Here is a 21,054-nt window from a genome sequence, read left to right on the forward strand (position 1 = left end):
CTGTGCCCCTCACGCCACACCTTAACATGAATTAACCCTTGGGGCTCTCCGGGGAGTGCCTCCAACAGGGTGGAAACAGCCTGTTCCGGGTGTGCCGTACTTCCGGCGACGGGCGGGAGCCATGTCGCCGGACACCTTATCCCTCGATGCGGGAGAAATCCGCCACCGTGCGGGTCGCCTCACGGATGTCGTTCAGGAGCCGCAGGCGGTTGGCCCGAAGGGCGGCATCCTCCGCATTCACCGTCACCTTGTCGAAGAACGCGTCCACGGGCTGGCGCAGACGGGACAAGGCGCGCATCGCGCCCTCGAAATCCTCCGCTTCGATGGCTTTCTGCGCCTCTTCCTTCGCCCCGTGAAGGACCACGGCAAGCGCCTTCTCCTCGATCTGTCCGTGATCGTTCACGATCTGAAGATCCGGAGCCTCGTTGTAGGCACGCCCGTCCTTCTTCTCCTCGATGCGCAGGATGTTGGCCGCGCGGCGATAGCCGGCAAGCAGGTTCCTGCCGTCCTCGGTGTCGAGGAAGCGCCCGAGCGCTTCCACGCGGCGGACGATCATGAGCAGGTCGTCCTGGCCTTCGAGCGCGAACACCGCGTCGATGAGATCGTGACGCGCGCCCTGGTCGCGCAGATAGACCTTCAGGCGGTCGGCGAAGAAGGAGAGGAGATCGAGCGCACGCACATACATGATGCGCGCAAGGCTTTCCGAATTCCCCAGTTGCCGCTGCCGGAAGATGGACTCGAGATCCGGCAGGGTCGGATGATTGACGAGCCCGGCGATTGCGCTGTCCTCGATGGCTTCGACGAGCTTCTTGGCCTGCAGGAACTCCTCGAAGAGAACGTCCTTCGCGTCGCGCGCGAAGGGCTTCGCCAGCCGGGAGATCAGCGGCAGCTTGAGGTCGTTCTCCAGCACCAGCCGGATCACGCCCAGGGCCGCACGGCGCAGCGCGTAGGGATCCTTCGAGCCCGTCGGCTTCTCGTCGATGGCCCAGAAGCCCACGAGGGTGTCGATCTTGTCGGCGAGCGCCACCGCGACCGAGACCGGATCGGTCGGCACGCGGTCGGAGGGGCCGAGGGGCTTGTAATGCTCCTCGAGGGCGGCCGCGACGGACGCGTGCTCGCCCTGCAGGGTCGCGTAGTAGCGCCCCATGAGGCCCTGCAGTTCGGGGAACTCGCCCACCATCTCGGTGACGAGATCGGCCTTGGCGAGACGGGCTGCACGCTCCGCCAACACTGGATCGGCGCCGACGACGGGCGCCAGTTCCCTGGCGAGCGCCGCGATGCGTTCCACGCGTTCGTATTGCGTCCCGAGCTTCTCGTGGAAGACGATGGATTTCAGCTTCTCCAGCCGGTCTTCCAGCTTCACCTTCTGGTCCGTCTCCCAGAAGAACTTCGCATCGGAGAGACGGGCGCGCACGACGCGCTCGTTGCCGCCGACGATCGTCTTGCCGCCGTCGCCGGCGACGAGGTTCGAGGTGAGCAGGAACCTGTTCGCGAGCTTGCCGGTCCTGGGATCGTGCACGACGAAGCATTTCTGGTTCGCCCGGATGGTGGTGCGGATCACCTCGGGCGGAATGTCGAGAAAGGCTTCGTCGAAGGAGCCCATGAGCACCACGGGCCATTCCACGAGGCCGGCGACCTCTTCGAGCAGGCCTTCGTCCTCGACGAGTTCAAGGCCCTGCGCGAAGGCGAGATCCTTCGCGTCGTGCAGGATCATGTCCTTGCGGCGGTCGGCATCGAGCACGACCTTGGCGCGCTCCAGCCCCTGCACATAATCGCCGAAATGTTTCACGTGGAACAAATCAGGAACAAGGAAGCGGTGGCCGCGGGTCGTATTCCCCGAGGCGATGCCGTCGACCTCGAAGCGCACCACGTCCGGATCCTCGGTCTCGGGTCCGAAGGTGCAGACGATGGAATGGAGCGGACGCACCCAGCGAAGCGAACCGGGCTCCTTCGAGGCCGCACCCCAGCGCATGGATTTCGGCCAGGGGAAATTCTTGACGATGCCGGGCAGGATCTCGGCCAGCACGTCCGGCGTCGAGCGGCCGGGCTTCTCGATGACGGCGACGTAGAACTCGCCCTTCTTCGGATCGCTCTCGATCTTCGCCTGCTCGATGGAGGACAGCCCCGCTCCTTTCAGGAAACCCTGAATCGCAGCCTCCGGTGAGCCGACGCGCGGGCCTTTGCGCTCCTCGCGCACGTCCTGCCCCTTCACGGGCAGGCCCGCGACCTGCAGCGCCAGCCGCCGCGGCGTGGCGAAGGCCTTGGCGCCCTCATAGAGGAACCCGCGCTCCACGAGCGCGTCGGTCACAAGCTTCTTCAAATCCTCCGCCGCACGACGCTGCATGCGGGCAGGAATTTCTTCGGAGAACAGTTCGAGGAGAAGATCGGGCATAATTGGTTCGCCGCTCTATTCCCCTCCCCCTTGTGGGGAGGGGTTAGGGGTGGGGGTGTCGGCGCCAGCGCCGTTCGAAGGTGCGGTGTAAAGAGCCGCATAGATCGTGTCGAGCACGACATCGATCTGGCTCCACACTTCATGGTTCCAAAATCGAAGAATCCTATAACCTTGCATCCTTAGCCAAGCGGTTCGTGCCGCATCGGCTTGGAGGCCGTTTTCGAGGCCGTGCTGGCCTCCATCGACTTCCAGAATCAACTTGGCCTTATGACAGACGAAGTCCGCGACGTAAGGGCCGATTGGGGCCTGCTTGCGGAAATGAGTATCGGCAAGCGGAATACGCTCCAGATGCCACCAGAGACGCTTCTCGGCATCGGTCATCCGCCTGCGGAGGACTCGGGAGTGAAGTGTTCCTACTTTCGTCGTTCGGGACATGGGACTTTGGAACTCGGCCCTGCGGAGTCGACACCCCCACCCTAGCCCTCCCCTCAAGGGGGAGGGAACACGGTGGTGCTTCACGCCGCCACGCCCCCGCCCTCGGTCTTCAGCCAGGCCGCGCCGCAGGCCTTCGCCAGTTCGCGGACGCGCAGGATGTAGCTCTGGCGCTCGGTGACGGAGATCACGCCGCGGGCGTCGAGCAGGTTGAACACGTGGCTGGCCTTGATGCACTGGTCGTAGGCCGGCAGCGCCATCAGATGGCGGTTGTCGTTGGAGCCGGGCTTCGGCTCGCCGTCCGCGAGATACTTGCGGCAGGCTGCCTCCGCGTCGCGGAAGTGCCGGAACAGCATCTCCGTGTCGGCGTATTCGAAGTTGTGGCGCGAATATTCCTGCTCGGCCTGCAGGAAGACGTCGCCGTAGGTGACCTTCCGGTCGCCTTCGAGACCGTTGAAGTTGAGATCGTAGATCGATTCCACGCCCTGCAGATACATGGCGAGGCGCTCGAGGCCGTAGGTCAGCTCGCCAGCGACCGGCGAGCACTCGAAGCCTGCCACCTGCTGAAAATAAGTGAACTGCGACACTTCCATGCCGTCGCACCAGCATTCCCAGCCGAGGCCCCATGCGCCGAGCGTCGGGCTCTCCCAATCGTCCTCGACGAACCGGATGTCGTGGACGGAGGTGTCGATGCCGATGGCCTTGAGCGAGCCGAGGTAAAGCTCCTGCAGGTTCGGCGGGTTCGGCTTCAGGATCACCTGGAACTGGTAATAGTGCTGGAGCCGGTTCGGGTTCTCGCCGTAGCGCCCGTCCTTCGGGCGCCGGGAGGGCTGCACATAGGCCGCGCGCCAGGGCTTGGGACCCAGAGCCCGCAAGGTGGTGGCCGGGTGGAAGGTGCCCGCGCCGACCTCCATGTCGTATGGCTGGAGGATGACGCAGCCCTGTTCGGCCCAATAGCGCTGGAGCGTGAGAATCAGGCCCTGGAAAGAGCGCGCAGGGTTCATGTGCGCGGGTTCGCTCGTCATATCGGCGTCCGGTTTGTCTCGAAAATGTCAGGCGAACCCTTGTGATGACGGGCGGCCCAAGTCAAGCGTCGGGGGTATACTCGCCGTCATGGCCGGGCTTGACCCGGCCATCCCGATGCGGTGGAGCGCAGCGCCCTTCCAGTCGGGATCACCGGCACAAGGCCGGTGATGACGTGAGGTGTGGATGGGAGCGGATCCCCTTCCCGGTCCTGCGGACCGCCGGGGATGACACGGGAGCGCTTACAACCCCAGCCGCGCCCAGGCGGCCCGCTCCTCGAGCGCGCCGACGATCTCGCCAGGGTCGATCAGGCTGCTCTGCCCGAGCGAGCGCCGGCCGAGCAGGCGTCCCAGCAGCGGCGGGCGGGCGGGCTCGATCATGCGAAATCGCACCTTCTCGCCGAAGCGCTGGCGCAGGATGGTGCGGATGTCGCCGAGCCCGTCGATGAGGCCGAGATCGAGGGCCTCCGCCCCGACCCAGAAGGCGCCGGAGAAGAGATCGTCGTAGGAATCGTTGAGCTTTTCGCCCCGGCGTTCCTTCACAAGGCCGACGAACACGTCGTGGATCTGGCGCTGGAGCCCCTTCAGGCGCACCACATCGTCCGGATTCTCGGGCCGGAACGGATCGAGCATCGCCTTGCTCTTGCCGGCGGTATGCACGCGGCGCTCGATGCCGATGCGCTCGATCAGCTCATGGAAGCCGAAGCTCGCCGAGACGACCCCGATGGAGCCGACGATGGAGGCCGGATCCGCATAGATCTCGTCCGCCGCGCAGGCGATCATGTAGCCGCCGGAGGCCGCCGCGTCCTCCACGAAGGCGATGACGGGAAGCTTTTTTTCCTCGGCAAAGGCCCGGATGCGCTTGAAGATCAGGTGCGACTGCGCGGCCGAGCCGCCCGGCGAGTTGATGACCAGCGCCACAGCCTTCGCGCCCGGCACCGAGAAGGCGCGCTCCAGCAGGGGCGCCACGTTTTGCATGGCGAGCCCTTGGCGCAGGGGCAGCACGGCCCCGATGGGGCCCGACAGGCGCACCACGGACACGATGGGATGAGCATAGGTGCGATATTTGCTCGGGAGGAGGAATTGGAGACGTGCCGGGAGCATGGAGGAGAACGATGTTTGAGCCATGGCGGTTATGTAGGGTGCACGGCCCGGCTTCCCAAGATGAACATACCGTTAGGGAAATTGTCGGGCTGCGTTCAGTTAAGATCGTTTAAACCTTCATCATGGACAACAGCCCGGTCGTGACACCGTTGCAACCCGGTGTCCGGGCGGAGTTGAGGAGATATTGATGCGCAAGCTTGTTTTCGGTCTTCTTGGTTTTGCAGCTCTTGGCTTTGGTGCTCTGTCCGTACAGCCGGCCGAGGCGCAGCCCTATTATCGCGGTTACGGCTATGGCGGCCCTGCCCCGGTCGTGAGCGTCCAGTACGGGCGCCCCGATTATGGACGTCGTCCCTATTATGGACGTCGTCCCTATTATGGACGTCCTTACGGAGCCTATCGCCCGGTCCGCACGGCGCGCCGCTGCTGGGTCGAGCCGCGGCGGGTCTGGAACGGCTACCGGTGGGTGCGCCGTCCGATCGAGGTCTGCCGCTCGGTCGGCCGACCCGGCTATCGCTGGTAATTCTGAGAAGGGGCGCCTCAGGCGCCCTTTTTCATGAAAGGTTCGCTTCCCCTCGGTGCAGGGCTTCGGCCTGCGGGGTGAAGCGTCCATCGGGCCCGTTCAGGATCAGCGGCGGCAGGATGCTTAACGGGGCCCGGCTGCCTTTCATGCCGGACACGAGAAAGCGGATCGCAGGCCGTTCCGCGCTCGGATGGACGAAGCGGAGTTCCAGGCCGCCAAGCCGTTTTTCCAGAATCGCAAGGCATTCGGCCACCCGGTCGGCCCGGTGGATCAGGACGAGGCGGCCCTTGGGCTTGAGAAGCCCCGTGCAGGCCTTGAGCCAGTCCTCCAGCCCGCCCGCCGGGAGGGCATGGGCTGCCGCCCGACGCCGGTCGGGCGAGATCCGGGCCTGCCCCTCTTCCAGGAAGGGGGGATTGGTGAGGACGAGATCGGCGCTCTCCGGGTTCAGCCCCGCAGCCTCGCGCGAGGCCTTGTCCAGCACGTCCGCGACGGCAACCTCGCCCTCAACGCCGTTGTCGCGGCAGTTCCGGCGGCAGAGTTCCGCAAGGTGAGAATCCCGCTCCACGAAGACGAAGCGGGCGCCCTTCTCCCGGGCCGCCGCTATGAGCCCGACAGCCCCCGTCGCCGCCCCCACATCGACCACGACGTCGCCGGGCTTCACCGGCGCCGAGGCCGCGAGCAGCACCGCATCGGTACCGGCCCGGTGCCCCTTTTCCGGCTGAACGAGGCGGACGCGCCCGCCCAGGAGGAGATCTTCCGTGACCTCATTCATGCCGCAACTCGGCTTCGAGCCCGGCCTCGGCAATCAGGCGGCGCGCCTGGGCCCGATGATCCTCGGGCACGAGGATCCGACGCGGAAAGGCGCCGATCATGCCCTCCAGAGCGCTCATGTGCATGTCGGCGATCAGAACGGGGATCTTGGCGTTTTCCAGGAGAGATTGTAGGAAGCCGATCAGAACGAGATCGTTGGTGCGGACGATTTCGACCATCGGCCTTAGATCCTTCCCGTGCGGTAAGCGTTTGCATTGCAGCATGGAAAGTGCCATGCCACGGTGACTGATATTCCTACCGGCCAAGCCGGCCGGCAACCCGGGTAGTAAGACGTGGGCGTCGTCGTTCCGTTCGAAGACAAGCATCCCGAGAAGAATGCGAGCATCGAGAAGCTCGTGTCCCTTGTGGCCTCCGACATGGAACGGGTCAATGCGATGATTCTGTCGCGCACGGGTTCCGAGGTCACGATGATCCCGGAGGTGGCGAACCACCTGATCTCCTCAGGCGGCAAGCGCCTGCGGCCTATGCTGACGCTGGCGACCGCCGGCCTGTCCGGCTACCAGGGCGACGGGCATGTGAAGCTCGCGGCCTCCGTCGAGTTCATGCACACCGCCACCCTCCTCCACGACGACGTGGTGGACGAGAGCGACATGCGGCGCGGCAAGATCGCCGCCCGAATCAAGTGGGGCAACGAGGCGAGCGTGCTCGTCGGCGATTTCCTGCTCGGCCAGGCCTTCCGCATGATGGTGGAAGTGGGCTCGCTGCGCGCCCTGGACATCCTGTCGGCCGCCGCGACCGTGATCGCCGAGGGCGAGGTGATGCAGCTCGCCGCCGCCAAGAACACCGAAACCACCGAGGACGAATACCTCGCCGTGATCCGCGGCAAGACGGCGGAACTCTTCGCCGCCGCCTGCGAGGTCGGGCCCGTCATCGCCAACCGTCCCAAGGCGGAACAGGCTGCCTGCCGCTCCTACGGCATGAACCTGGGCATCGCCTTCCAGCTCGTGGACGACGCCCTCGATTACGGCGGCAAGGCCGCGACGCTCGGCAAGAACGTGGGCGACGACTTCCGGGAAGGAAAGATCACCCTTCCCGTGGTCCTGTCCTTCCGGCGCGGGAGGGACGAGGAGCGCGCCTTCTGGAAGCGCGTGCTCGAACAGGGCGAGATCGAGGATGCGGATCTCGAACAGGCCATCGCCATCATGCGCCGTCACCGGGCGCTGGAGGACACGGTCGAGCGCGCCCGCCATTACGGCGCCATGGCCCGCGATGCCCTCGCCCTCTTCCCGTCGGGCCCGATGAAGCAGGCCCTGCTCGACGCGGTCGATTTCTGCATCGCCCGCGCCTATTGAACAGGCGCTCCTTCGTCAGACGAAGAGGAAGTCCTTGTAGCTGACCTCGCCGCCGACCTTCTTGTCGTAGGTGACGGTGGCGACTTCCAGGGCCCTGTGCTTCGCCCCCGAACCGTCGGCATCGAAGAACAGCTTGTAGGTCTTGGCATTGATCTTCTTCGCGATGAAGAAGTCGTCCCGGTCCTTGGCCTGGTCGAAGGCGAACCAGCCCTTCTTGATGGTGACCGCGTGGTCGAGCGCGGCGTTCTTGCCCTTCAGGTATCGGGCGATGGTCGCGTTGCCGAAGGCCGCATCGTCGAAATAGAACGCATCGTACTTGAACTGGGCGTCCTTCACCGTGTCGGCGTGGCTCCTGGCGTTGCTCTTGGTCACCTTGAAGTCGAACAGGAACGCGTCCTTGTTGGCGTCCGCCCGACTCCACTTGCCGCCGGTGAGCGTGTCCTTGCCGGCGCCGCCGACGAGGATGTCGTCGCCGCCATCGCCCTTGAGCGTGTCATTGCCCACCCCGCCGAACAACCGGTCGCTGCCTGCTCCGCCGGACAGCGGGTCGTTACCGGCCCAGCCGAAGAGCTGGTCGTCACCAAGCCCGCCGACGAGCAGGTTGGCGCCGCTGTTGCCAGCAAGTGTGTTGGCGAGCTCGTTGCCGGTACCGGCAAGGGCGCCCGTGCCGGTCAGCACGAGGTTCTCGACATTTGCGCCCAGTGCATGACTGATGCCGGACATCACCTGGTCGGTGCCGCCGGTGGCGGCTTCCATCGCCGTGTCGCCGCTCGCGTCGACGGAATAGACGTCATCTCCGTCTCCGCCCGTCATCGCATCGACCCCGTCACCGCCCGAGAGGACGTCATTGCCCGCGCCGCCCCAGAGCACGTCGTTGCCGGCAGCGCCGTTCAGCGTATCGTTGTGATAGCCGCCATCGAGCTTGTCGGCGCCGGTTGTGCCATTCCAGACGAGGCCCGTTACATGGGCCGGTCCCGAATAATGATTGGTCACCACGGCGTTGGCGGGCTTGTGCTGCGTGGTGTAGTCCGTCCACTTGACGTCCCGTCCACCTTCAGCGACCGGCGCCATGGGATTTTCGAAGGAGTAATAGCTCCAGAGGAACGACCCGGCGAGCCATTGCCCGCCGTAGTTTTCCATCACCTTGAAGAGAGCCTCATAGCAGTCGACCTGCTCCTGAGGGTCATAGGTCCCACTACCGCCGAAAACACCCGGGTCCTTGTTTGCCCCGTCCATGCTCTTGTAGCCGACCTCGGTGAAGATGACCTTCTTGCCGTATTGCTCCGAGAGCGCCTTGTAATATTCGACGACGGATTTGCCCCTGTGTAGGGTATCGCGAACCCAGGAATTGAAATGCGGCTTGACCCAGGCATCCACGATCTGGTCGACAGTGGGATTGTTCACGGTCGAGGACGGGATGTAGGCGTCGACGCCGATGAAATCGACCTTGTCCCAGAAGCCGACCTTCTGCACCGTGTCATAGGTTGCCGCATAGGTGACCTTGCCGGAATAGACGGCGCGCACGGCCTCGATGATCTCAATCCATTTCTGGGTATAGGTCTTGCCGTCGCTGCAGGTCTTGGTCGGATCGATCATGCTGTTCATCTCGGTGCCGACGCAGATCATTTCCGCACCGGCTTCCTGCGCCACCTTGGCATAGTCGACCATCATGGCCTTGTAGCTGTCGAACCAAGCCTTGGGGTCCGTTGGTGCGAGTTCGGCGCGCCAGATGCGATTGTTCGTTTCCAGATGCGGCTTGACCACAACCTTGAGGCCGCGTGCCTTGGCCTCGAGAATGGATTGCCTGACCTGCTCGAAGGTGTCGCTCTCGTTGTCCCAGGGATTGGTTGGATCGCCGAGCCTCAATCCCATCGAGCTGCTGAATTTATCCGCTTGGAAGAAGTTCGGAATGATCGTGACCGTATTGGCGCCGGTGGCCACGATCTGGCTCATGGCTTTCAAGCCGTTGGGGTCGAGAATTTGTCCGCCCCAATATGAAGGCTGGGTAATGCTTTCCCACTCGAAGATCTGACCGGAAGCACTCATAGCTGGCCCCTGCTCTCACTGGCTGACAATTTGCCCGAAGGATATCAGCCGAATCGTTTATTATTTTATAACGTTTATCATCGATCTGTCGTTAGGCCGAATGGCCGAGTGTCGCCATGGCGCAGCCGAAGCATCAAGGTGCAACCGGGTACGTCTTCCAGGCATGCCAGGCTTGTTCTTTTTACAGAACAGATCGATTGACATAAAAATCAGCCGGTATAGAAAGATTCCGTCTCGAGGTGGCTTCCACCCCCTCAAGGCCGCGGCGATTTGAGACGAGCAGCTTGCCCCGCGTGATCAAAGGCTAAAGCGCCACGAGCGGCTTCCGCCTCGTGGTTCACGAGGATCGATCGGCTATGACGCGCCTGACTACCATGATGGCATCCATGCCCACCCTTCGGCCCCTGCTGGCTGAGCGGTGTCGCCGCTTCCCGGCCTGATCCTTCCTTACCACCGAACCACCTATCCGGCTTCGAGTTGAAGGCCGGATGCACTTTGCCCGAAAGGTACTTCCATGTCCGTTTTCACCCGCCGCGCTCTCCTGTCCGCGACCCTCGCGCTCGCCGCTCTGACCGCCGTGCTGCCGGCATCCGCCCAGCAGAAGAGCATCAAGGTCGGCGTCATGTCCGGCGCCGAGGAAGAGGTGGCGCAGGTCGTCAAGAAGGTCGCGGCCAGCAAGGGCCTGAACGTCGAGCTCGTACCCTTCTCCGACTACGCCTTGGTCAACGAGGCCCTGGAGCGCAAGGATCTCGACGCCAATGCCTTCCAGCACAAGCCCTATCTCGATGCGCAGATCGCGGCCCGCGGCTACAGGATCGTCCCGGTGGGCTTCACCTTCGTCCAGCCCATCGGCCTGTACTCCACCAAGGTGAAATCCGTCGCCGACCTGCCCAAGGGCGCCAAGATCGGCATCCCGAACGATCCGAGCAACGGCGGCCGCGCGCTCAACCTTCTCGCCGCCGAAGGCGTGATCAAGATCAAGGAGGGCCAGGGCCTGTCGCCGAGCCTCCTCGACATCGCCGAGAACCCGAAAGGCATAAAATTCTCCGAGCTCGACGCCGCGCAGCTGCCCCGCGCCCTGCCCGATCTCGACGCGGCCGTGATCAACACCGATCACGCGCTCAATGCGGGCCTCGACATCCGCAAGGACACGATCGCGGTCGAGAAGCGCGAGGGCAATCCTTACGCCAACTTCATCGCCGCCCGTCAGGGGGACGATCGCCCGGAGATCAAGACCTTCGTGGAATCCTACCAGTCCCCCGAGGTCGCGAAGTTCCTGGAAGAGCGCTTCAAGGGCGCCATCATCCCGGCGTGGTAAGGGGCTCCGAGAAGCTCTGACAACTCCTCATGTCATGGCCGGCCTTGTGCCGGCCATCTCGACTCAGTGAGGCGTGGCGCTCCCTGCCCTCGTCATCACCGGCACAAGGCCGGTGATGACGAGGGCGGGTTGGTTTTACCGAAGGCTCGTCGCCTTCACCCACCAATCCGGCCGTGCGCGCCCGACCGCCTTCGCGGCGGCGGCCGCTGCCTCGCAATCGTCGTAGAGGCCGAACACCGTCGCGCCCGACCCCGACATGCGAGCGAGGCGGCAGCCTCGCGTCCGCCGGAGCAGGCCGAGCGCATCGCCGATCAGCGGCTGAATGTGCAGCGCCGGAAGTTCAAGATCGTTGCGCGCAGCCAGGAGCCTATCGACCAGCGTGCTTCGCTCGATGGCCGGATGGCTCCCTCGCGCCAGAGCCTGCCCGGGCTGCAACCCGAGAGCCTTGAACACCGCCGGCGTCTCGACAGGCACGCGCGGATTGACCAGCACGGCGAACAGGCGCGGCAAATTCACTGGAGGTCCGAGTTCCTCGCCCGCTCCCCGCATCATGCGGGCGCTCGGTTCCAGGCAGACGGGCACGTCCGCGCCCGTCAGGCGGGCTGCCTCGCGCAGGGCAGGATGAGACAGCGGCAGGCCGTTGAGACGGGCCAGGAGCCGCAAGGCCGCCGCCGCGTCCGAGGATCCACCCCCGATCCCGGCGGCCACCGGAAGGCGCTTCGTCAAATGAAAGATGCCGAGCTGCAGGCCTTCCACACGGTCTGCCAGAAGCCGCGCGGCCTTCAGGACGAGATTGTCGGCACCGCTTCCGGCAAAAGAGGCGGTCGGGCCGCTGGCCTGGAGGCCTAGCCCTGCCCCGGACTCGAGCCGCAGATCGTCGCCCGTGCCGGCGAACGCCACGAGACTCTCCAGCTCATGATAGCCGTCCGCTCGGCGCCCGAGCACGTGGAGCGTCAGGTTGATCTTGGCGGGAGCGCGGGTGGCGAGCGGCTGAGGCATGGCGCTTCCATGCCCGAGAGCGGAGCCGTTGGGAAGTGCGCCTCGTCATAGCCGCCCCTCTCAAACGTCATCCCGGGAATCCGGCTCCCGAAGGATCGACGCCCTCCTTCCGTCATCACCGGCCTTGTGCCGGTGATCCCGATTGGTAAAGCACAGCGCTTCACAGCATCGGGATGGCCGGGTCAAGCCCGGCCATGACGTGGAGAAGCGAAATTTGGACCTGCCTTACCCGCCGTTGTGCTTCGGCATCTCAGGCTCCGGCGGCGGCGCATTCTCGGCGGCGGCCGGCTTCGGCTCCTCGTCCAGACCGTTGTCGATCTTCTTGAGGATCTTCACGAGGTCCTCGTGCTCCGGATCCGAGTTCTTGGCGTGGTCCCACTGGAACTTGGCTTCGAGCTTGCGGCCGACCTTCCAATAGGCATCGCCCAGATGGTCGTTGATGGTCGGATCGCCCGGCTTCAGCTCCACGGCCTTTTCCAGTTCGCGCACGGCGTCGTCATAGCGGCCCATGCGGTAATAGGCCCAGCCGAGGGAGTCGATGATCATGCCGTCGCGGGGCGCGAGCTCCACGGCCTTCGTGAGCATCTTGAAGGCCTCGTCGATGTTCATGTTCTGGTCAACCCAGGAATAGGCGAGGTAGTTCATCACCTGCGCCCGCCCGGCCGGAAGCCCCTCGGGAACGAGCTCGAGCGCCTTCTTGAGATCGACCTCCGCCTTGTCCCACTGCTTCGAGCGCTCGTAGGACGTGCCGCGATAGAAGTAGAGGATCCAGTGGCCGCGCTCCGGCTGGCCGATCAGCTTGATGGCCTTGTCGTAGGTCTCGGCTGCCTCGGCGAACTTCTTGCGCGAGCGCTGCACGTTGCCCAGCGCCATGACCACTTCAACGTCGTCCGGGCGCTCCTTCATGAGCGTCTCGAGATGGGAGATGGCGTCGTCGCCACGGCCCATCAGCTCGTAGTTGTGGCCGATGGAGATATCGGCGCTCGGCCGCACGGGCGAGTCCTTCGGGATGCGCTCGAAGATCGCGTTGGCCTTGTCGTACTGCTTCAGGCGCTCGTAGACGTCGCCCAGCGTGACGAGGGCGAGCGGATGATCGCCCTTCAGGTCGAGGCCGAGCCGCAGGTAGATGATCGCGGTGAGCTCGTCGCCCTGCGTGTTGCCGACGACGCCGAGGCCGTAAAGCAGCTCCGCCGCGCCGTCCTGCGCATTGACGACGAGCGGCATGAGCGGCTTGTCTTCTTCCAGCGCCTTCATGGCCGCGCGAACGATCGGGTGGCGCGGCGCCACCTCGTCGAAGGCCTTGTAGATCTTCAGGGCTTCGTCCTTGCGCCCGCGCTTGGCGAGGAAGCGGCCATAGGCGTCGACCACCTGCAGGGTGTTGCGCTCGCCCTCATAGGCCGCCTTGAAGCGCTTCTCGGCCTCGGTCGGGTTGCCCACCACATCGGCGATGAGGGCGGCGTGGTATTCGCGGAACTGGTCGAAGGCGCGCTCGTTCTTGAGCTTGTCGACGGTGGCGAGCGCCTGTTTGCCGTCCTTGGAGCCGGCAAGGGTCCAGGCGGTGAGAAGCGTTGCCGTCAGGTCCGCCTGACGCCCACGGGTGCCCTTCGAAAGGCGGGCGCGGGCATCGGCGTATTTCTGGCTCTTCATGGAGCGGACCGCGAGAGCGAACTGCGCCAGGTTGTTCGACGGATCCTGGGCGGAGAGGCGCTCGGCCGCGCGAACGGCCTCGGGCATGGAGCCGTTGGCCAGGAAAGCCACGAAGGCCCGCTCGAGAAGCTCCTGATTGCGGGGGTCTTCCTGGATCGCCTCGCGGAAGAAGATGGTTGCAGCCTCAGTGTCCCGCGCGGAGCCGGCCACATAGGCCGACAGGAAGTTGCCCTCGAGACTCTGGGCAGGCCGCAGAATCTCGTCCTCGGCCGTATTGGCCGCCACGGCCGGGGCCGTCATGAGGCCGGCGGCGAGAAACATCAATGCAGGCAGGCCCTTATGGGCCAAAGGCAGTTTCAAAATGGGCACGAAGCGCGGCTCCAATCATCGCAGCATCTCTTGACGGTTGAGATGTGCGCCAAATCAGGCCGGAGAATGGCGTCTCCCTCTGATGGCCGCAAGGGGACAATTGCCGCTGGGGACGTAAAAGCCGCGTGAGGGCGCGGATACACCGCTACGTCATCACCGGCCTCGTGCCGGTGATCCCGATGGCTGAGGCACAACGCTCTCCAAATCGGGATGGCCGGGACAAGCCCGGCCATGACGCGGTGGGTGTGATGGGACGGCCTTATCCAATCGAGCCACCCCCTCCCTGCCCTCCCCGCAAGGGGGAGGATAAGGAGCGGCAACGCCCTCACATGTTCACGTAGTTCGGCCCGCCGCCGCCTTCGGGGGTGACCCAGTTGATGTTCTGGTTCGGGTCCTTGATGTCACAGGTCTTGCAGTGGACGCAGTTCTGGGCGTTGATCTGGTAGCGCACCCCGCCCTCGCCCTCGACCCACTCATAGACGCCCGCCGGGCAGTAGCGCTGCGAGGGTCCGCCATAGACATCGTGCTCCGAGCCCTTCTGCAGCCCCATGTCCTTGACCTTGAGATGGACCGGCTGGTCCTCCTCGTGGTTGGTGTTGGACAGAAACACCGAGGACAGCTTGTCGAAGGTCAGCACCCCGTCCGGCCTGTCGTATTGGATCGGCTTCACGGACGAGAGCGGCAGCAGGCACTCGTGGTCCGGCTTGCCGTGCTTCATCGTGCCGAAGGGCGACCAGCCGAAGATCTCGGTGAGCCACATGTCGAGGCCGCCGAGCGCCACCCCGGCCGCCGTGCCGTAGCGCGACCAGAGCGGCTTCACGTTGCGCACGCGCTTGAGATCGTAGCCGATCGGCGAGGAGCGCCAGGCTTCCTCGTAAGCAGCGACCTCGTCGTGGGCCCGGCCCGCCTGCAGGGCCGCGAACACGTGATCGGCGCAGAGCATGCCCGACAGGATGGCGTTGTGGCTGCCCTTGATGCGCGGCACGTTGACGAAGCCGGCCGAGTCGCCCACCAGGCAGCCGCCGGGGAAGGACAGGCGCGGCACCGACTGCCAGCCGCCTTCCATGATGGCCCGCGCCCCATAGCCGATGCGCTTGCCGCCCTCGAACACGTCGCGCACCATCGGATGCGTCTTGAAGCGCTGAAACTCGTCGAAGGGCGACAGCGTCGGGTTCTTGTAGTTGAGATGCACCACGAAGCCGACGGACACGAGATGGTCGTCGAAGTGGTAGAGCCAGGATCCGCCGCCGGCATTGTTGGGCAGCGGCCAGCCCATGGAATGGCGCACGAGGCCGGGCTGGAAGTGCTCCGGCTTGACCTGCCAGAGCTCCTTGATGCCGATGCCGTATTTCTGGTGATCCTTGCCCGCATTCAGGCCGAAGCGCTCGACCATCTGCTTGGTGAGTGAACCGCGGGCGCCTTCGCCGAAGATCGTGTACTTGGCGCGCAGCTCCATGCCGCGGGTGAAGTTGGCGTTGGGCTCGCCGTTGCGGCTGATGCCCATGTCGCCGGTGGCCACACCCACCACCTTGCCGTCCTCGACCAGCACCTCGGATGCCGGAAAGCCCGGATAGATCTCGACACCGAGCTCCTCCGCCTTGCGGCCGAGATAGCGGGCGACGTTGCCGAGCGAGCCGACGAAATTACCATGGTTGTTCATGAGCTTGGGCATGAACACGTTGGGCATCTTCACGCCGCCGGCATGGCCCAGATACATGAACTCGTCGGCTGTCACTTCGGTCTTGAGCGGACGATCCGGATCCGAGCGCCATTCCGGAAGGAGACCGTCGAGGCCAATGGGGTCGATCACGGCGCCGGACAGGATGTGTGCGCCGACCTCGGAGCCCTTCTCCACCACGACCACGGAGATGTCCGCGCCGGCTTCAGCCGCCTGTTGCTTGAGGCGGATGGCGGTGGCCAAGCCGGCCGGACCCGCGCCTACGACGACGACGTCGAATTCCATCGATTCACGGGCGGGCAGATCAGCCATGGCTTCCTCCTGGTACGCGGCTTCAACGCTTGAGTGGACATATGGTTTACATATGAACGATGTATTCGAATTCTCAAGTCGTTCTAACCAAGACACCTTCCTAGCTTCATTGAAGCCCTGCTCAAAGTTCTCTTTCCGCATAAGGTTATGCGGAAAATTCAACTTGCTCCCAAGTTTGGGAACATGTATCGATTCTTCATGCTTGTGATCGGCACTTCAAGGCTTGAAGCCTATTGGACCCTTCATCCGGAAACGGGGCCCTCTCTCAGGGCTCTCCACGCTCTGCTGTCCGCTGCCTCCTGGGGCAGTCCAGCCGAGATGGTTCGGCATTGGTCCGCCATGGCCCACGAGGAGAGGGGCTGCATCAGGCTCACCCTCGCCGACGAGGGATGCGAGGTCCTGGTTCGAATCAACTTTGCCCGCGAGATCGCCCAGATCCAAGCCGTGAATGCCCTTACGCCCCATGGAGCAACGAGCGATGACCGTCAGTGTACAGCCGATCAGGTCCCAGGCGGATTACGAGCAAGCCCTGCGTGAGATCGAAACGCTCATGAATGCCGAGCCGAACTCTCCTGAGGAAGACCGGCTGGACGTTCTGGCGGCTCTCGTGGCCGCCTACGAGACGAAGCAGGGCGTGACGGCCTCGGCCGATCCGATCAGCGTGCTTCAACTCGCCCTTCGCGCTCAAGGCAAGGGGCAGAAGGACGTCGCCGCAACGCTCGGCTCGCGCTCCCGCGCCTCGGAGATCCTGAGCCGGAAGCGCCACCTGTCGGCCGACATGATCGAAAAGCTGTCCCGGGCCTTCGCCATCCCGGCCCATCTTCTGGCGGCGCCCTATGAGGTCGCCACGGGGCGCCTGCGCCGAATCCTCGTCGGCGGCGCGGCCGCGACGGCTGTCGTTCTGGGCCTCATGGGGGCCGGAACCGGCCTGCTCCTCTGGCGCTATGGCCAGGACCTGCCGGATGCAGCTTCGCTCGCAAGCTATCAGCCGCCCAGCCTGATGCGGACCGACAGCAACGGGCGCCCGGTGGAGCAGCGCAGCTTCGTCCCCCTCGGCGAGATCCCGCCTCACGTGGTGAAGGCCTTTCTCGCGGCCGAGGATCAGGACTTCTACGACCATAGCGGTGTGAGCGCGCGGGCGATCCTGCGCGCGTCTGTGCAGAACCTCGTGAGTCTCGGCAACAATCCCGCGGGCGGCAGCACGATCAGCCAGCAGGTCGCCAAGAACGTGCTGCTGCCGGGCCAGCCGCGTTCCCTCGAGCGCAAGGTCAAGGAGGTGCTTCTGGCTCGCAGGATCGAGGCTAATCTGACCAAGGACCAGATCCTCGAAATCTATCTGAACCAGATCTACTTTGGCGGCAGCGCCTACGGCATCGCCGCGGCGGCGCAATCCTATTTCGGCAAGGAGCCGCGCGATCTCACTCTTGCGGACGCGGCCTATCTGGCGGCTCTGCCGAAGGCTCCCAACCATTACCGCCTCGACATGGCCGAGAACCGGGGCCGGGCGAAGGTCCGGAGGGATTGGGTTCTGGCCCGCATGGCGGACGATGGGCTCATCTCACCCAATGCAGCCCATCTCGCGGCGGGAGAACCCCTGGTGATCCCCAATTGACCCATGACGATCCGGGCGATCCTGGTGCCGCTCAAGTCCATCCCGAGTTGTTCGACATCTCCAAGCGGTTTACAAACAGAGCATGCAGGATCGTCCGCCCGGCCAGACCGCGTTCTACACGCTCTTCGAGACACCCGTCGGCCTCTGCGGGCTGGCGTGGAACGAGCGCGGGGTCGTGGGCTTCCAGCTCCCCGAGGACGATACATTGGCGATGCGCAACCGCATGGCCAAGCGCTTTCCCGGGATCTGCGAAGCCCCGCCACCGCAGCCTATCCAAAGCGTCATCGGAGATGTCACGGCCCTGCTGCAGGGTGAGGCGCGCGATCTGTCCACCGTGCCGGTGGACATGGACGGCGTGCCGGATTTCGACCGCCGGGTCTACGAGGTGGCCCGCAGCATTCCACCGGGCCGGGTGCTGACCTACGGTGAGATTGCCTCCCGGCTCGGCATCGACAACGCCCGGGCCGTCGGGCAGGCCCTCGGGCGCAATCCGTTCGCCGTCATCGTGCCTTGCCACCGGGTCGTCGCGGCGGACGGCAAGCTCGGAGGCTTCTCGGCCAATGGCGGGGCGACGACCAAGCGCCGCCTCCTGGCCATCGAAGGCGCCAGACGCGACGAGAGCCCGACGCTCTTCGACCTGATTTCTTAGCGCCCGGCAAAACACAGGAGACGACTGCTCGCCAAGCGTTCCATGGATATATCTCGGACGTCAGGGCCGGTGATGACGAGAGAACGGAATCTGTCGGGTCCTTCTCAGGCCTGAGTTGTCCACAGCCCTCGGAATGCTTACATAAGATCCATGCAGGATGCCCCTTCCGACCGCGATGCTCTCCAGGCGCTGCTCGACTTCCATGTCGAGGCGGGGGTGGATCTTGCACTCGACGAGACGCCGCATAACCGCTTTGCCGAACCCAAGGCCGAGCGCGCTCCGGCCAAGGCCGCGGCTCCCGCATCCGCCACGGCGTCCGCCCCCCCTCCCCGGGCCTTGCCGAAAGCGGCCGCTGCTGCGCCGGAAGAGGTGGCGAGCATGGCCCGCGAGCAGGCCCGCCATGCGCAATCACTTGAGGAGCTCGAGGCCATCCTGGCCGGCTTCGACGGCTGCGCTCTGAAATTCTCCGCCAAGAACCTCGCTTTCGCCGACGGCAATCCGGAAGGCCGCGTCATGCTGGTCGGCGAAGCGCCCGGCGCGGACGAGGACCGGATCGGCAAGCCCTTCATGGGCCGCTCCGGTCAGTTGCTCGACCGGATGCTCGCGACCATCGGGCTCGACCGTAGCCAGGTCTACGTGGCCAACATCGTCCCCTGGCGCCCGCCGGGCAACCGCACGCCGACCCCGCAGGAGATCGCCATCTGCAAGCCGTTCATCGCGCGGCAGATCGAGCTGGCGAGCCCGGAATTCGTGCTCTGCCTCGGCGGTCCCGCGGCCCAGAACCTGCTCGGCCTCAAGGACGGGATCTTGCGCACCCGCGGCCGCTGGTTCACCTACAAGACCGAGGACGGGCGGGAGATCAGGGCGCTGCCGACCCTGCACCCGGCCTACCTCCTGCGCCAGCCGCTGCAGAAGCGGCTCGGCTGGCGGGATTTCCAGGCTCTGCGGCGGGCTCTCGACGGCCGGGAGTAAGGCGGCTCTCGCCGCCTCGCTCCGGAACCGGTCCATATGCTTACGCCTTAAGATCCTGCGGAGCTAAGATACCGCGGCTGGAAGGTGGATCATGCGCTGGCAAGACTTTCGAACCTCGTCCAATGTGGAAGACCGCCGCGGCATGGGGCTGCCGGGAGGCGCTGGCGGGCTCGGCATCGGAACCATCGTAATCCTCGGCCTCGTCGGCTGGGCGCTCGGCATCGATCCGCGCATCCTGATCGGCGGCGCCGAGATGATGACGGGCGGCGGTTCCGGCTACCAGCAGCAACAGCAGGGCCGCCAGGGCGCGCCGCAGGACGAGGCCGGCCGCTTCGCCGCCGCCATTCTCGGCAACACGGAGGACGTGTGGAACACGGTGCTGCCCCAGCAGGCCAACCGGCAGTATCAGGCGCCGAAGCTCGTTCTCTTCTCGGATGCCACCCGCTCCGGCTGCGGCGGCGCGCAATCGGCCATGGGGCCGTTCTACTGCCCGCTCGACCAGACCGTTTACATCGACCTGTCGTTCTTCGAAGAGATGCAGCGCCGCTTCCGCGCCGGCGGCGATTTCGCCTATGCCTATGTGCTGGCCCACGAGGTCGGCCACCACGTCGAAAACCAGCTCGGCATCCTGCCCCGCGTTCAGGAGCGGCAGCAGCAGGTCGGACGTGCGGAAGCCAACCAGCTCTCCGTGCGTGTCGAGCTGATGGCCGATTGCCTCGCCGGCGTCTGGGCGCATCATTCCAACCAGCGCTGGAAATCGCTCGAGCAGGGCGACATCGAGGAGGCGATCCGCGCGGCCGAAGCCATCGGCGACGACCGCCTGCAGAAGCAGAGCCAAGGTCGCGTGGTGCCCGACAGCTTCACCCACGGCTCCTCCGAGCAGCGCATGCGCTGGCTCACCACGGGCCTGAAAACCGGCCAGGTCCAGGCCTGCGATACGTTCCGGGCAAGCCGGCTTTAAGGCAAACCGTCTGATGTCATTCCGGGGCTGCAGAGCGGAACCCGAAGTCGTTCGCAAAGTCTCTTCGTCATGGCCGTCCCCGGACTTGTTCCGGGGATCGGTCCCGGCCATCCCGATGCGGAAAAGCGCGGCGCTTCACCCAATCGGGATCACCGGCACAAGGCCGGTGATGACGTGGAGGTGATCAGTTCCGGCAGAGTGTCGGCAGAGGCTCGGGATGAATGCTTGTGGAAGCGCAGGCTTTCCTGCGTTACATGAAGAACTCGCATTCCAGAGTCTCCCATGCCCGGCATCGACGACACGCTCCCTTTCATATCCCTCGGCATCGCGGTCCTGACGATCTCCGACACGCGCTCGCTGGAGGACGACAGGTCGGGCACGACGCTCGCCGAGCGGATCACCAACGCAGGCCACCGGCTCGCGGATCGGGCCATCGTGCCGGATGACATCGAGGCGATCCGCGGCGCGGTGCAGGGCTGGATCGCCGATCCCGCCATCGACGTGGTCATCACCACGGGCGGCACGGGCTTCACCGGCCGCGACGTGACGCCGGAGGCCATCGAGCCCCTGTTCGACAAGCGGATGGAGGGCTTCTCCGCCGTCTTCCACCGCATTTCCTACGACAAGATCGGCACCTCGACGATCCAGTCCCGGGCGACGGCTGGCGTGGCCGGCACGACATTCATCTTCGTGCTGCCGGGCTCGCCCGGCGCCTGCAAGGATGCCTGGGACGGCATCCTTGCAACCCAACTCGACTACCGGCACCGACCGTGCAATTTCGTCGAGATCATGCCGCGCCTCGATGAGCACCTGAAGCGGGGAAAGTTGAAGGGGTGAAAATCTGGCCCGGAATTCAGCACTTCTCCAAGCCCTCATCCTGAGTGTCTGACTCGTGAAG

General features: G+C 64.9%; 18 protein-coding genes. 8 read left to right on the top strand and 10 right to left on the bottom strand.

The features are described 5' to 3' along the window. Positions 1–136: 136 nt before the first annotated feature. The 4 genes from glyS to KHP60_RS06095 all read right to left on the bottom strand — a co-directional run bounded on the left by glyS (position 137) and on the right by KHP60_RS06095 (position 4,974). A complete protein-coding gene (gene glyS / locus KHP60_RS06080; RefSeq protein ID WP_213562686.1) occupies positions 137–2,392 on the bottom strand; it encodes a glycine--tRNA ligase subunit beta in 2,256 nt (751 codons plus the stop codon). 15 nt (positions 2,393–2,407) lie between these two features. Then, entirely contained in the window at positions 2,408–2,773 is a 366-nt protein-coding gene (locus KHP60_RS06085) for an endonuclease domain-containing protein (protein ID WP_249688556.1), read from the bottom strand. Between the two features lie 134 nt (positions 2,774–2,907). Continuing rightward, on the bottom strand, positions 2,908–3,849 hold the full coding sequence (locus KHP60_RS06090; protein WP_213562688.1) for a glycine--tRNA ligase subunit alpha: 942 nt from the start codon (positions 3,847–3,849) through the stop codon (positions 2,908–2,910). Positions 3,850–4,089: 240 nt separating this feature from the next. Then, positions 4,090–4,974, bottom strand: coding sequence for a S49 family peptidase (locus KHP60_RS06095; RefSeq protein ID WP_249688557.1), 885 nt, complete (start codon positions 4,972–4,974; stop codon positions 4,090–4,092). Positions 4,975–5,137: 163 nt separating this feature from the next. Between KHP60_RS06095 and KHP60_RS06100 the strand changes: the two genes are divergently transcribed. Continuing rightward, entirely contained in the window at positions 5,138–5,470 is a 333-nt protein-coding gene (locus KHP60_RS06100) for a hypothetical protein (protein WP_213562689.1), read from the top strand. Between the two features lie 31 nt (positions 5,471–5,501). Here KHP60_RS06100 and KHP60_RS06105 read toward each other — a convergent pair whose 3' ends face one another. Both KHP60_RS06105 and KHP60_RS06110 read right to left on the bottom strand, forming a co-directional pair. Beyond that, entirely contained in the window at positions 5,502–6,242 is a 741-nt protein-coding gene (locus tag KHP60_RS06105) for a tRNA1(Val) (adenine(37)-N6)-methyltransferase (protein WP_213562690.1), read from the bottom strand. After that, positions 6,235–6,459 carry a DUF2007 domain-containing protein gene (locus tag KHP60_RS06110; RefSeq protein ID WP_213562691.1) on the bottom strand — a complete coding sequence of 75 codons (225 nt, stop codon included), beginning with the start codon at positions 6,457–6,459 and terminating at the stop codon, positions 6,235–6,237. The genes KHP60_RS06105 and KHP60_RS06110 overlap by 8 nt, the downstream gene beginning before the upstream one ends. Before the next feature lie 114 nt (positions 6,460–6,573). Here KHP60_RS06110 and KHP60_RS06115 point away from each other — a divergent pair, with 114 nt between their 5' ends. Next, entirely contained in the window at positions 6,574–7,593 is a 1,020-nt protein-coding gene (locus KHP60_RS06115) for a polyprenyl synthetase family protein (RefSeq protein ID WP_213562692.1), read from the top strand. A gap of 15 nt (positions 7,594–7,608) precedes the next feature. Here the strand turns inward: KHP60_RS06115 and KHP60_RS06120 are convergent, their stop codons facing one another. Continuing rightward, positions 7,609–9,639, bottom strand: a complete 2,031-nt coding sequence (locus tag KHP60_RS06120) for a glycoside hydrolase family 113 (protein ID WP_213562693.1) — start codon at positions 9,637–9,639, stop codon at positions 7,609–7,611. A 514-nt stretch (positions 9,640–10,153) separates the two neighbouring features. On the opposite strand from KHP60_RS06120, the gene KHP60_RS06125 reads away from it, so the two are divergent. Beyond that, the gene (locus tag KHP60_RS06125) at positions 10,154–10,957 is read left to right on the top strand and encodes a MetQ/NlpA family ABC transporter substrate-binding protein (protein WP_213562694.1); all 804 of its coding nucleotides are present in this window, start codon (positions 10,154–10,156) and stop codon (positions 10,955–10,957) included. 135 nt (positions 10,958–11,092) lie between these two features. On the opposite strand, the gene KHP60_RS06130 is transcribed toward KHP60_RS06125, so the two are convergent. From KHP60_RS06130 to KHP60_RS06140, 3 genes are all read right to left on the bottom strand, one after another. Then, a complete protein-coding gene (locus tag KHP60_RS06130; protein WP_213562695.1) occupies positions 11,093–11,956 on the bottom strand; it encodes a 4-(cytidine 5'-diphospho)-2-C-methyl-D-erythritol kinase in 864 nt (287 codons plus the stop codon). Between the two features lie 225 nt (positions 11,957–12,181). Beyond that, positions 12,182–13,972, bottom strand: coding sequence for a tetratricopeptide repeat protein (locus KHP60_RS06135; protein WP_213562696.1), 1,791 nt, complete (start codon positions 13,970–13,972; stop codon positions 12,182–12,184). Positions 13,973–14,297: 325 nt separating this feature from the next. Continuing rightward, positions 14,298–15,962 (bottom strand): electron transfer flavoprotein-ubiquinone oxidoreductase, encoded by a 1,665-nt coding sequence (locus tag KHP60_RS06140; RefSeq protein WP_213562697.1) that lies wholly within the window; start codon positions 15,960–15,962, stop codon positions 14,298–14,300. Between the two features lie 478 nt (positions 15,963–16,440). Here KHP60_RS06140 and KHP60_RS06145 point away from each other — a divergent pair, with 478 nt between their 5' ends. From KHP60_RS06145 to moaB, 5 genes are all read left to right on the top strand, one after another. Continuing rightward, entirely contained in the window at positions 16,441–17,574 is a 1,134-nt protein-coding gene (locus tag KHP60_RS06145) for a transglycosylase domain-containing protein (RefSeq protein WP_213562698.1), read from the top strand. Between the two features lie 82 nt (positions 17,575–17,656). Next, positions 17,657–18,223 (top strand): methylated-DNA--[protein]-cysteine S-methyltransferase, encoded by a 567-nt coding sequence (locus KHP60_RS06150; RefSeq protein ID WP_213562699.1) that lies wholly within the window; start codon positions 17,657–17,659, stop codon positions 18,221–18,223. 150 nt (positions 18,224–18,373) lie between these two features. Continuing rightward, positions 18,374–19,195 carry a uracil-DNA glycosylase family protein gene (locus KHP60_RS06155; protein WP_213562700.1) on the top strand — a complete coding sequence of 274 codons (822 nt, stop codon included), beginning with the start codon at positions 18,374–18,376 and terminating at the stop codon, positions 19,193–19,195. 91 nt (positions 19,196–19,286) lie between these two features. Further along, positions 19,287–20,156: a neutral zinc metallopeptidase gene (locus KHP60_RS06160; protein WP_213562701.1), complete on the top strand. Its 870-nt coding sequence runs from the start codon at positions 19,287–19,289 to the stop codon at positions 20,154–20,156. A 282-nt stretch (positions 20,157–20,438) separates the two neighbouring features. After that, a complete protein-coding gene (moaB, locus tag KHP60_RS06165) occupies positions 20,439–20,993 on the top strand; it encodes a molybdenum cofactor biosynthesis protein B (protein WP_213562702.1) in 555 nt (184 codons plus the stop codon). Positions 20,994–21,054 lie beyond the last annotated feature (61 nt).

Source organism: Microvirga sp. 3-52 (assembly GCF_018383585.1).
Classification (GTDB): Bacteria; Pseudomonadota; Alphaproteobacteria; order Rhizobiales; family Beijerinckiaceae; genus Microvirga.